Origin of the sequence: Trichlorobacter lovleyi, from assembly GCF_015239775.1 — a bacterium.
Taxonomy (GTDB): domain Bacteria; phylum Desulfobacterota; class Desulfuromonadia; order Geobacterales; family Pseudopelobacteraceae; genus Trichlorobacter; species Trichlorobacter lovleyi_B.
Genome location: NZ_CP058409.1, coordinates 1,165,578 through 1,177,691 on the forward strand (window position 1 = coordinate 1,165,578; position 12,114 = coordinate 1,177,691).

Genomic DNA, 12,114 nt, shown 5'->3' on the forward strand with positions numbered 1-12,114 from the left:
GGCCCCGCTACGGTAGGCGGTCGAGGGCTGCCAGTTGGGTCATGTTGTCAGTACCTGGGAACATGGCTGCAATCTTTTCCATTTTTTGGGCTTCCTGGTCACTGAACTCAACCGGCTCTCCGGCAAAAGCCAGCATCAGTTTCGGCTCCAGCTGTTGCATCGCCGCCTCTGCCAGCTCGATCCTGCGCAGGGCCTCTTTGGTCTTCTGCTCTGCGGCCGGATCCTCTTCCCTGATCTGGTACTTGCCCTTGATCTGCTGGTACATGGTCTTGTAGACTGTGTATTGCAGCCCCAGGTTGTCCTTGTAGATGCCGAGTGACCCCAGTACCATCTTGATACGGGGGAAGAGCATGACGGCGTTGTAGACCCCGCGTAATCTGCTGAATTCCTTGTTGATGTTGGGGAAGGCGCGGATGCCGTTCACCACGGCGCAGCCGACCTTCACCATTGAAGCCATGGTGAAGTCAGCACCTGCCACGGAGGCAGAGTAGACCTTGTTGGCCAGCTTGCCGTAGTTCTTCTCCATGGTGGCCATATCTTCCGTTTTTTCCTTCAGTGCCGCTGTTATGGCCTCATCTTTCAGGCTGGGATCTTTACAGGCAGCCTTCTTGACCTCTTCGCCCACTTCCGCACTTGCCTTGCGCAGAAATGCATCACACTGGGTATAGCCCCGTGCGTTCAAGGCTATTTCCGCCTCCAGCTGAAGCATCTCTTTCTTGTTGTTGGTCACTACCGCGTAGGCCATCAGGGGGTTGCGATAGACGTAGTCGTTGACGGTATCCGGCAGTTTGCGGGGGCCGAGCTCACGAAAAAAGACGTCCTGGGTCTGGTTTTTGAAGAATTCGACATCTCCCTTGTCCACGTGCTTGTCCAACAGCTTTTCCCGGTCCTTCAGAAAGATGTAGAGGGCGCTGGTGGGGCGTGGCCAGCCGGTGGCCGGGTCAATCTCGGTGGCCAGGGTGATTCCCTGGGATGAGGCAAAGGCGGAGAGTCCCATCTTGAACAGGGCGCCCCCGGAGGGGACGCCGTAAAGGTCTTTGGGCCAGGTGTCCTGCTCAGACAGGGGGGACTGCAACAGGACCCGGTTGGAAAGTTTGATTGAGATGGCTGCTGATTCAAAGGAGTCCAGAGCGGCCATGACAGTCGGGTTCATGGACTCTGCCCCGCATTCAATGGCCGACATGCCGGTGGCGCAGCCGGACAGGTTGCCGGCCGCAAGTGCCAGCAGGCCGGACAACACCAGGTATTTCAGATGACGTAGATGTGACGATGGCTTCATAAAACAGCGCCCTCCTTACTCAAGATTAATTCATCCCTATTTGAAAACCACCTTGTTGCCCTGAATTTCAGGATTCCAGCGTTTCAGCTGTGCGTCTTTTTCAAAGTTGTCCATCAACAGGTCAACCAGGTCGCTGATCTTGCCGGCGTAGTAGAGGTCAACCACCATGTCGCCTTTGCCGCGGTTTTTCTGGCTGACGTTCTTCAATCCCTTGATATCCTCACCGAGCAGTTTGAGCAGTTTCCGCTCCAGGCGGTATTCACCCCGTGTCGGTAGTACCAGTTCAAAACGGGCACCACGGCGCTCCTGGGTCAGGGTCTTGGTGTTAAGGGCGTTGACAACCTCACTGGCAAACTTCTTGCCGCCGGCAATGGCAGCCAGGCGAATGGCAGCCTTGGCTTCATCTTTTGATGCACGGGCAGCACCATCCGGGTTGCCTTCCCACATCAGGTCGCGGCTGGCCAGGCTGACGGTCTTGCCGGTCATCATGGCGCGGTAGACATAGGCCGAGCCACTGGGGGCAACACTGACGTCCACCTTACCCAGCACCAGCCACTCGCCTTTATCTGCCAGTTGGTCAGCAATCTTGTTCATATGCTTGACCATCTTGTTGTAATCAGCCTCCTCGGTCAGGGCCTGATTAACCGCTTCGTCATCGGAGTCAATCACGGTGTACTCGGCAGCGGTCAGACTGCGGCGGACCTCGGCCCGGACATTGTCCAGAATCATCGGGGCATCACCGGTATCCATCTTGCCGGGGATGATCATGACCACGATCCGGCGCTCCTCATTCTTGCCGGTAACCGCCCCCTGGCGTTTCAGGTAGGCCCGTACCGCCTCTTCGTTGATGGTGATCCTGATCTTGGCTTTCAACTCCTTGGAAAACATCCCTTCAACGCTGCTCTCAAGGATTTCCAGGTCTTTGATATATTTCTCGTCGCCGGTCAGGTTGAGGGTGGCAGCCCTGTCCGGATAGACATCACGCAGGTAATGCTCAAGCGCCTGTTCGCGCCCGCGCTGTTCGGCTTTTTTGCGGGCCGTGTACTCGTCGTCATCCACCTTGACGGTGACGATTTCGGTATAGGTGCGCACTTCGGCAGCAGCCAGAAGCGGCAGCAACACCAGCCCCAATGTGATCATGATCAGCAGGATGCGTTTCATTGGTAAAGCCTCCTTCTTGGAAAGTTAAGAGAATTCTATTGCCGCTTCCAGGTGCTGCGGGCACCCTCGGAACGGATCAGTTTCAGTGTCCAGCCCAGTTGTTTGCCGGTCTTGTTAATGGCGCTCTTGACGGCATCGGCGCTGCTGCCGGACTTGATCTCAAAGGTGGTCTTGCCACCGCCGGACTCCCGCTCGCGGATGTTTTCCATGCCGGGAACCGCCTTGAGGGCGTCTTTAAAGCTGGTTACATCGTCAATCTCGGCCACGCCATCCAGGACAATAATGAAGGTGCCGGCGCCTGATTTTTCGCGTTTCCAGCTCTTTTTGATGGAGTCGATCATCACGTTTGAGATCTTGTGGCCCACATCTTTGGCAGAGCGGTAGAGTGCCTCCTGCAGGGTGCCGGCATGGGAGGATGATTCAACATCCTTGCTGGCAACCACCCGCGAGGTGCTGGGGTTGATCAGCTGGGCGCGCAGGAAGATCTTGGCAGCCCCGCCGGTGTACTGCCAGTAACCTTCACGGCCAATGCCGACCGTCTGGTAGTACAGCACCAGATCGGCATGGTATTTCAGGCCGTAGAGGGCCGCCTTGTTGGTGTCAAGCTCCATCTCATGGGTCTCGGCCACCTGAACGGAGAACTTCTGGGCTGAGGCCTTGTCGATCACGTCAAAACCTTTGTCAGCCAGTACCTCAACAATCGCCCCGTAGGAGTTGTCGAAGAACGCCTCCAGATCGGCCCGGGTACTGCCCAATGTGGCTCCCTGGGGCAGGTTCGGGTTATAGAGCACCATGATGCGGGGATTGCCCATGGCATCCTGCATCAACCCCAAGGCATTGATCTCATTTTCCAGCGTCTTCAGGTTGACCTCGGCGGTCAACTGCAGCTCGTAACCGGCTCCGGTGAATTCCGGCTCACCTTTTTGAACAAGCCGGGCCAGTTTCCTGGTCTTGCCTTTCAGGGTAGAGGCGATCTTTTGCTTGTTTTTCTTGACCGTCTCTTCGTCAAGGATCTGCTTGACTGCCATATCAATGGCATTGTTCAGGCCGCTTGCAACCGCTGCATCTTCAGACATGCCGCGACCGGTTGCCGTAAACTGATCGGCCACGGCAAAGCTGCAGAGGGCAAGCAGGATTGATGCGGCAAGTATAATGATCCGTTTCATGGTTTCCCCCTACTGTTTCTTCCAGGTACTTCTGGCACCTTCGGCGCGGATCTTCTTCATGGTCCAGCCCAGCTCTTTGGCAACACGGATCACATCACGGTCAAGCTGGTCACGCTTGCCTTTGTAGGTGGCTTCAAAGGTGGTCTTGCCGCCACCGGATTCAACCTCCTTGGCACCGGTTGCCAGCGGGAATTTTTCAAACATCTCGGTGAACCTGGCAATCTCTTCCGGGTCATCCACACCGTCAATGATGATGGTATACATGGCGCCGTTCTGTTGCTGGTCCATCCAGTGTTTCTGCAGCACATCAATCATCGGATTGACGATCTTCTTGCCACCTTCGCGGGCTGCTTTTTCAAGGGCCTGTTCAACGGTCTGGCCCATGCCGGCCTGCTCGATTTTCTTGCTGGTAATGACCTGGGAACGGGTGTTGTCGATCAATTGTGTCTTGACGTTTACCAGAACACTCTTGCCGATGGCCCCTTCGCGGACCACGCCGCTGACGTTATAAAACAGGGTGTATTCTGCGTGGAATTTGAGACCGTAGGCGGCTGCCTTGTTCAGATCCACATCGATCTCGTGGGTCTCGGCCTGCTGCATGGAAAATCTTTCAGCAGAGGCCTTGTCCACCACGCGGAACTGCTTGTCGGTCAGGGATTCTACGATGCCGTTATAGATCTCCTCAGTGAACTCCTTGTCCTTGAAGATCTTGTCTTTGGACTTGTTGCTGAAGGCCACCAGGATGCGGGGGTTGCCCACCACGGCGTTTTTGCGCAGGATGGTCAGGGCATCAATGTCACCCTTGATCAGCTTGTTGTCAACCGTGGCAGTGATGGTGATGGTAACGCCATCAGCGGTCTTCTCTTCTTTGATGATCTTATAGCTGGTGACATACCCCTTGCTGTGCGAAAGGATCTTGTCGTCAACCAGTGCCGAGTCAATAACGGTAGTGTCTGACTTGATAAAGGTACCAACTCCCTGCTCCACAGCCCGGCGCATGGCCGTTGCCAGGGCTACCTCCTTGCTGGGGCCTTCACCGGTGGCTGTTACGGCTGCAGCAAAGGCTGCCGTTGCACTGAGGAGCATTACTCCGATAACCAGTAGCAAAATTCGTCTCATGTTTTCTTCCTCCTATCTGATTTTCCATGTGCTGCGGTTACCTTCTGATCTGATCTTCTGTAACTGTATCCCCTGTTGGGAAGCCAGTCTGAGCAGTTCTCGTTCAAGTTGGTCGCGCCGTGATTTACAGATGATCTCCAGGGTGGCTTTGCCGCCGCCGGCCTCGACCTCCTTGACGGCAGCGACAGCCTTATTTTTTTCCAGCAGGGCAATCAGTCGTTCGGTCTGAGCCTCACGCCCTTCAAAGACCATGGTGACGGTGCGGCCTTCGTTGCCGTTTTGGACAACATGCTGTTCAAGCCCTCTGGATAGTTGTTCGGTCAGTTTTTTGCCGGCGCTTCTGGCTGCCTTGTCAATGGCATCTTCAGTGGTATGCCCACTTGATGATGCCTCAGCCAGTTTGGCTGAGATAATCCGCGCACCCGTGTTGTCAATGATCTTTGCGCTGACCCTGACCAGGGCGCCGATCCCTTTGTCCGGGTCTTTGACAATCGTGGATGTTTTGAAATGGATGGAATATTCGGCCAGAAAGGTAAGGCCATAGGCGGCAGCTTTGTTCAGGACAGGATCAATCTCGTGGGTGGCGGCGATCTGCATGGCTGCCTTTTCTGCAGCGGCACGGTCTACCACCCGGTAGCCCCGGTCTGTCAGATATTCTACCATGCTGTCATAGACACCGGCCTGGGCTGCCAGTTCCTTCTCTGATGCGCTGCCGCCAACGGCGCGAATCAGGAGCAGACGCTCTCCGTCAGCAGGCTTTGGGGCAGCCAGGGCAGCTGCCGAGGCAAGCATGATAGCAAGACAGCTGAGGATTAACAGGATAAAACGCACTTGCTTGGTCCTTTGGCTCAGGGAATAGGCGTCAGCATACCAGAAAAAAACGACATCGCAAGTTACCAGTCGTCTGAAGAACCACCACCATCAAAGTCTCCTCCTCCACCGGAAAAACCGTCGTCGCTTGACGATGAGCCGCCTCCGCCGCCATAGAAGATGGTCGGCCCTCCCCAGCCTCCACCGTACGACCCGCCGCCACCACCACCACCGGCATTAATGAGCCGCATCAGGAGACTGATCAGAAATCCGGCGGCACCGCCCAAGAGTGCCAGTACCCCCAGCTTCCAGAGTACCGCTCCCAGGCCAATACCTGCGGCAGCCGGCAGACTCACACCGCCTGCCAGGATACCGGCAGTGCGGGAGGATGAACCGGCAACAGCGGTTATGACGATGGCCGCCAGCAGCAGGATAATGAAGAGGCCGTAGCCGCTGCCCTTTCTCTTCTTGGCCGCTTTCTTGTCAGCCGCCGTGGCCTTGAACTCCCCCTTGGTGGCACCGATAATTGCGCCAAGACCGGCACTGATCCCCTGGTCTATGTTGCCGGCCCGCAGCTCCGGCGCGATTACATTGCGGATAATCTGGCCGGCGGTGATGTCAGGCAGGACCCCCTGCAGACCGGTGCCGACCTCGATTCTGATCTTGCGCTCCTTCTTGGCAAGAATCAGGATCACCCCGTTGCTTTTATCTTTCTGTCCAATCTTCCAGGCCTCTGCCACCCGGATGGCAAAACTTTCGATAACATCACCTTCCAATGACGGAATTGTCAGCAGTACGACCTGATTGGTGGTCTCACTCTCAAAGGCGGCCAGTTTTTGTTCCAGTGAACGGGCGGTTGCAGGAGAGAGCATTCCGGCATAATCATTGATTCTGCCCTTTAAGGGCGGGGCATCAAGGGCTGAAACATTCTGCGCCAGACAGCCGAGCGTCATGATGAACAGCACAAACAGTTTGAAGGCATTAAAACGCATGCTGGCCTCGTGGACTCCGGTTAGAATTTGACCTTGGGCGCTGTTTTGGCACCTTCCTCAGCCTTAAACGGCTCTTTACGCTTCAGGTGCAACAGCATTGAGTTGGTCATGCTGTTGGGAAAGGTCCTGATACTGGTGTTGAAGACCTGCACAGCCTTGTTGTAACGCTCACGGGCCACGTTGATCCGGTTCTCCGTCCCTTCCAGCTGTTTCTGCAGGTCGAGAAAATTCTGGTTGGCTTTCAGGTCAGGATATCTTTCTGCCACCACCATCAGCCGGGAGAGGGCAGATGACAGTTCACCCTGATTCTGCTGGAATCTGGTCAGGGCGGCAGGATCATTGATAACCTCTTTGCTGAGCTGCATGCTGCCCACTTTGGCCCGTGCCTCGGTGACAGCCTTGAGGGTGTCTGCCTCATGCTTGGCATAGCCCTTAACCACCTCGACCAGATTGGGAATCAGGTCGTTGCGTCGCTGGTAGGATGACTCAACATTGCCCCAGGCCGCGATGACCGCCTCCTCGTTGGCCTGCATGGTGTTGTAGCCACAGCCGGACAGCGTTGAGAGTAGGAATAGGCTAAATATGCCGAGTAAAAAACGTTTCATGGTGGTGTCTCCTCGTCTTGTTCCGGGTCATTGCCTTTGAATCTGATCTTCATAGCCGTTAACAGCAGGTTACAAATCAGTGGCGTGATGTTGGCAAGGATCAGGGGCGTATCGCCGATCAGCATACCGTAGATTAACCACAATGCAACCCCGACGGACAAAAGAAGTGGCTGCCAGATGGAAAGATCCCGTGCATGACGGCTGCGCCAGGTCTTGATAACCTGCGGCAGGGCGGCAACACTGGTAAGCAGTCCCGCTAGCAGACCGATCAGGGTGGGAGTCATGATGTTTTTTTTCGGTTGTTGAAGTCACCGGCTGCCCAGTCTATCTGGGATAACATGCCGCGCAGGATGGCAACCTCGCGGCTGTCAAGCCCGGACCGGAAAAATATACGGCGCAGCGAACGCATGATGTGGTCAGGGTTTTGGGGATTTAAATGGCCGATTCGCAACAGGGTCTGTTCCATGTGGGTGAACAGCGGTTCAAGTTCTCCGGATGGTGCCGGAGTCCGTTGCACGGAGCCGGTCTCCGCGGCTGCTGCACCGAACAGCTCATAGCAGAAGATCAGGGCTGCCTGGGCGAGGTTAAGTGAACCGTACTCGGAACTTGACGGTATGGTTGCCTGCAGCGTGCAGAGGGAGAGGTCCGTTGTGGAGAGCCCGTGGTCTTCACGTCCGAAGACCAGCGCTGCAGACCCCGGTGCCTGTAACAGTGCCTGGGCCGCCTGGGGAGGGCTGAGCAGCTCTTGACGGTATTTGCCGCTGCGCCGTGTGGTCGCCACTGAAACGCTGATATCTGCCAGGGCGTCCGACAGGCTGTCGAACAGCTCTGCCTGTTCCAGCAGGTCTTTGGCCGAGACCGCAAATTTGAATGCCTCGGGGTGCAGGTGGTCGCAGCCTGCCACCAGGCGCAGACGTGAAAGCCCCATGTTTTTCATGGCACGGCAGACCATGCCGATATTGCCCGGGAACTGGGGCTCGACAAGGATGACGGAAAGACCGGTAAGTGATGGCGGCATGGTGACTAGACGGACAGGCGTCCGGCAACTTCGGAGCGCATCAGATCAATCATCTCTTCAGTTTTTGCTTCCGGGTCAATGTCAGGGGCCTGGGCGGACATGGCAGCCAGAAAGGCGGTCTGTTTCTGGCTGTCGAGCAGCGCGGCCCTGCCACCCACAAGGTCAAGCAGCTCGTCTACCAGATCTGCCCCCTGGCGTCCCAGGTAGGCTCTGGCAATTTCCTGCAGGTCGTCGACAATCTCGGCCAATTGGGCTTCTTTATCGCTGGGCGGCTCTTCGGTTGTCTTGTCCGGCTCCGGTGAGGTCCGGGGCTCAACAGGTGGAGCTGCTGCCGGAGCCGGTTTGGCCTGGCTTGCGGTATGACGACTGTACGATGCCTGCCAGAGGCGTTCTATGTTGAGGGTTTCAAGGAAATTATGGTGCAGCAGCTCTTCAGCTGGTGGCGTGCTGCGTATTTCGAGCATGGCCCCGGGCAAGGCGGCGATCCGTTGCGATTCAGCGGGAGAGTTTTCAATTTCCTGCGCTGCATCGTGATAGAAGCCGATCGGTGTGCCTTCCTTGCAGAATATCATGGCGCTGCGATCCGGCGTCGAGAACAGCATGGTGCCGTTCAGCGCCTGGCTCTTCATTCGGGCCAGGACGGCCTTGAGATCCAGGTTGCTGACCAGTTCGGGCTTGAATACCACGTTGCCATGCAACAGCGCATGGGTGCAGACCGCCAGGTCAACGGTCATCCGGTAGACGTTGATAACGCCGCCTTCGGCAAGGGCGTGGCTGAACAGGCTGGTGACGGCCTCAAAACCGCTTTTGCGGGTGCTTCCTTCCAGCACGAGCGTGCTGATCAAGGCACCTTTGATGAAGATGAGGTAGCCTTCCGAACTGTTTGAACCGTAGCCCAGATAACCGGTAAAACCGCCCGTCCCCATCTTTTTCATGGCTTCGGGCAGATTGATCTTTTGAACCGGGATGTTTTCGTAGAGGGGGTTGGAGCGCGGCAGGATCAACATGGCACTTTCTCGCTTCAAGGTAATGTGATGCTTCAGCCGTCTATACCTACTGTATTTACCGGGCTCTGTCAAAGGATTATCAGACACTGACTGACAGTGTAACTATATGTAAAATTAGAGATATACGGCTTGACACTACTGGGTGATGCAGCTATGTTTACGCAATTGTGGCACGTTTTGTCATGTCCCACTATCCAAGGGGTGTTTTAGGTGAGCAAAAAGGACAAATTACTCGCAGATGCCCAGAAGCTGCTGCAAAAAGGGCAGGCCGACAAGGCTATCACCTGCTACCAGGAGGTCTTGGCGGCGGATCCTGCTGACCTGAGGGTGCGCCAACGCCTTGCTGAACTGCTTGCCAAGTCTCGGCGTGCTGATGAGGCACGTAAAGAACTCGAAACCATTGGTAAAAACCTGACTGCAAACGGTTTTTACATGAAGGCCATTGCGGTCTACAAGCAGATAGAGAAGCTGTTTCCGGACGACATCGCCATTGCCCTGACGTTGGCGGGGCTGAACGAAAAACATGGCCTTTCCGCCAATGCGCTGTCTGAATATAAACGGGCGTATGATTATTTTGAGCGGCTGCAGAATCATGGTGAGGCCTTAAAAGCACTTGAGGCCATGCAGCGGATAGATGCCCATAACCCCAATATCAAGCTGAAGTACGCTGAAGTGCTGTTTCAACAGAGGCGGCTCGATGAAGCGCTGGAGGCATTCAGGTCGCTTGGACTGCTGCTGGTGGAGCGAAGGGATGATACTGCCTTTTCCCGCCTTGCGGGGCGCCTTTCCCAGCTTTTCCCGGACAAGGGAGACTTTACCTGTTCGGTTATTGAGCAAAAGATCACTGATGGCGGTGCAGAGCAGGCGGCTGCACTGTTGCAGGTACTGATCAAGGCCAATCCACAGCAGCTGTCTGCTTGGCGGCTGTTGGTACAGGCATACCGTTCGCTTGAAAATGCTACCCGCCTCAAGACGGTCTGTCAGCATTTTATCAGATTTTTCCCCTCAGAGCTGTTTCCCCGTGAGCAGTTGATCCGTGTCCTGCTGGACGAACAGGACACCGCCGCTGCATTGACCCTTATGGATGAGAGTGAACAGCTTTTCATTGCTGCCGGCGCTGCGGGAACACTGCGTGAATTCTATCTGGCCCTGAACGATCTGGTGCCGATCAATATCCGGATTCTGAAAGGCTGTGCCCGGGCATGTGAGGCTGCAGGACTGAGTGAAGAGGCCGCTTCCTTTGCCGCCAAGATTGGCTCACTGGCAGGCCTGGGGGGAGGGCAGCCGGCAGCTGCGGTATCTGTTGAAGAAGAACCGGCTGCTGTGGAGTTGGAAGAACTGCTGCCGGAGGTGGAGCCTGAGATCGAACTGGAGCTGCAGACTGCCGGGGCGATTGAAACTGCGGGCACGCCGGAGCCAACCCATGGCACGGGGCCGCGTGAGCTGGATATCAGTGACTTCAGCGATGCCAAGGCCTCACTTGAAGCGGATTTTTACGAGATTGAGGTTGAGCTGGACGAAGATCTTGGCGGTGCTGCCGCTGCACCTGCAGATACCTGGTTTGAAACCGTTAACGACATTTTTGACAACATCCAGACCGAGACCGGCAAGGTCCGTTTTGGTGCCGGCTTGGAAAACAACGATGCCCAGTCCCAGTACGACCTGGGCTTGGCCTTCCATGAGATGGGACTCTATGATGAGGCGATCAACGCCCTGCGTCAGGCAGCAGAAGACCCTGAACGCCGTGTCTCCTGTCTGATTCTGCAGGGGGCCTGTCTCAGGGATAAGGGTGAGCTGCTGCTGGCAGAGAATGCGCTGCGTGCATTGCTTGCGTTACCCTCGCTTTCTGCTGAGGATAGCTGCGCGCTTAAATATGAACTGGCATTGACCCTGACTGTTTTGGGCAAAAACGATGAGGCCTGGGCATTCCTGGAGGAGGTTGAGCGGATAAATCCCGCCTACCGTGACGTCTCAGCACGTCTGCATGATGCTTCAGAAGGGAAGAGTGTCGGCGGGCTTGACTTCAGTGAAGATGAACTGCTGGATTTTGAATTGAAATAGTTCCCCTTTTGAAAGATGTTTTTCCAAGCGGAATGATAAAGAGCCCTGCCACAATGACGTGGCAGGGCTCTTTTGCGCTGCGGCCTGGTCTGAGGGGTTATTCATGCACCGCCTGTCTTGCTCTGGTGGCGGCTGACGGCTGTTTTCCAGACATTGGCAACATTGATCATCTCCAGCAGGTCATGCCCCATCAGTTCATTGGCACTCACCGTGGTATAGAGATCTATCTTGGCGGCAGGGTCCTGGGCAAGCTGTTGCGAGTCACCGGGTGAGGCTTCAATCTCATGGGAGCCGTCATGGAAAAAACCCAGCGGATTGCCCTCTTTGTAAAAAATCATGGCAGAGCGGTCCTGGGTATAGATCCGGAGGCAGCAGTTCATCTGTTCATTCTTGACCCGCTCCAGCAAGACCTTGATGTCAATCAGTGCAAGTTCCTGGGCGCGGTAACGGGCCTCGCCCTGCAGCAGGGCATGAATACACATGGTAAGATCGTCGGAAAGCCGGTAAACGTTAAGCCTGCTACTGTTGCTCTCAAGCATCTGCTCTGCCAGTGCGGTCATACCTTCAAAGCCATTCAGGCGTACCCCCTGATTGTTTTCGAAGATGATGCTGACCAGCTTGCCTGATTCAAACACCAGGATGCCGACTGCCGCTGGAAAGCTCAGACTGGCATAGCCGGTGAAGCAACCGTGGGCAAGTTTGGTGATGATGGCGTCCAGTTGTAGTTCAGCGGCATCAAGATTTTCAAAAAGAGGGGTGCCTTTCGGGAGACGAAGCATGCTTAATCCTCCTGACAGTACAATGCGGCAGAAATTGAAGAGTATACTGTATACGTTACGATAGGCATTGCTGAATGTCAAAAGATTGTTTGGAGGCCAGGGGAATCTGCTGCTGGG

The 12,114-nt window shown here is 55.6% G+C and carries 12 protein-coding genes; 1 reads left to right on the forward strand and 11 read right to left on the reverse strand.

Annotated features, from left to right (window positions below; translation table 11 throughout):
- Nucleotides 1-7 precede the first annotated feature (7 nt).
- From FY034_RS05325 to FY034_RS05370, 10 genes are all read right to left on the reverse strand, one after another.
- Nucleotides 8-1,279 carry a hypothetical protein gene (locus tag FY034_RS05325; RefSeq protein WP_265554312.1) on the reverse strand — a complete coding sequence of 424 codons (1,272 nt, stop codon included), beginning with the start codon at nucleotides 1,277-1,279 and terminating at the stop codon, nucleotides 8-10.
- 36 nt (nucleotides 1,280-1,315) lie between these two features.
- Entirely contained in the window at nucleotides 1,316-2,440 is a 1,125-nt protein-coding gene (locus tag FY034_RS05330; protein ID WP_265554314.1) for a hypothetical protein, read from the reverse strand.
- Between the two features lie 35 nt (nucleotides 2,441-2,475).
- Entirely contained in the window at nucleotides 2,476-3,606 is a 1,131-nt protein-coding gene (locus tag FY034_RS05335; protein ID WP_265554316.1) for a hypothetical protein, read from the reverse strand.
- A 9-nt stretch (nucleotides 3,607-3,615) separates the two neighbouring features.
- Nucleotides 3,616-4,725 carry a hypothetical protein gene (locus FY034_RS05340; RefSeq protein WP_265554319.1) on the reverse strand — a complete coding sequence of 370 codons (1,110 nt, stop codon included), beginning with the start codon at nucleotides 4,723-4,725 and terminating at the stop codon, nucleotides 3,616-3,618.
- A 12-nt stretch (nucleotides 4,726-4,737) separates the two neighbouring features.
- A complete protein-coding gene (locus FY034_RS05345; RefSeq protein WP_265554320.1) occupies nucleotides 4,738-5,556 on the reverse strand; it encodes a hypothetical protein in 819 nt (272 codons plus the stop codon).
- 62 nt (nucleotides 5,557-5,618) lie between these two features.
- Nucleotides 5,619-6,527 carry a TPM domain-containing protein gene (locus FY034_RS05350; RefSeq protein WP_265554321.1) on the reverse strand — a complete coding sequence of 303 codons (909 nt, stop codon included), beginning with the start codon at nucleotides 6,525-6,527 and terminating at the stop codon, nucleotides 5,619-5,621.
- 20 nt (nucleotides 6,528-6,547) lie between these two features.
- Nucleotides 6,548-7,132: a LemA family protein gene (locus FY034_RS05355; RefSeq protein WP_265554323.1), complete on the reverse strand. Its 585-nt coding sequence runs from the start codon at nucleotides 7,130-7,132 to the stop codon at nucleotides 6,548-6,550.
- Nucleotides 7,129-7,416, reverse strand: coding sequence for a SemiSWEET family sugar transporter (locus tag FY034_RS05360; RefSeq protein ID WP_265554324.1), 288 nt, complete (start codon nucleotides 7,414-7,416; stop codon nucleotides 7,129-7,131). Before FY034_RS05360 ends, FY034_RS05355 begins: the two co-directional genes overlap by 4 nt.
- Complete coding sequence (locus FY034_RS05365) at nucleotides 7,413-8,150, reverse strand: RNA methyltransferase (RefSeq protein ID WP_265554325.1); 738 nt, start codon at nucleotides 8,148-8,150, stop codon at nucleotides 7,413-7,415. Before FY034_RS05365 ends, FY034_RS05360 begins: the two co-directional genes overlap by 4 nt.
- A 5-nt stretch (nucleotides 8,151-8,155) precedes the next feature.
- A complete protein-coding gene (locus tag FY034_RS05370) occupies nucleotides 8,156-9,157 on the reverse strand; it encodes a GTPase-activating protein (RefSeq protein WP_265554326.1) in 1,002 nt (333 codons plus the stop codon).
- A gap of 210 nt (nucleotides 9,158-9,367) precedes the next feature.
- Here FY034_RS05370 and FY034_RS05375 point away from each other — a divergent pair, with 210 nt between their 5' ends.
- On the forward strand, nucleotides 9,368-11,218 hold the full coding sequence (locus FY034_RS05375; protein ID WP_265554327.1) for a tetratricopeptide repeat protein: 1,851 nt from the start codon (nucleotides 9,368-9,370) through the stop codon (nucleotides 11,216-11,218).
- Nucleotides 11,219-11,319: 101 nt separating this feature from the next.
- Here the strand turns inward: FY034_RS05375 and FY034_RS05380 are convergent, their stop codons facing one another.
- Nucleotides 11,320-11,997: a hypothetical protein gene (locus FY034_RS05380; protein WP_265554328.1), complete on the reverse strand. Its 678-nt coding sequence runs from the start codon at nucleotides 11,995-11,997 to the stop codon at nucleotides 11,320-11,322.
- Nucleotides 11,998-12,114 lie beyond the last annotated feature (117 nt).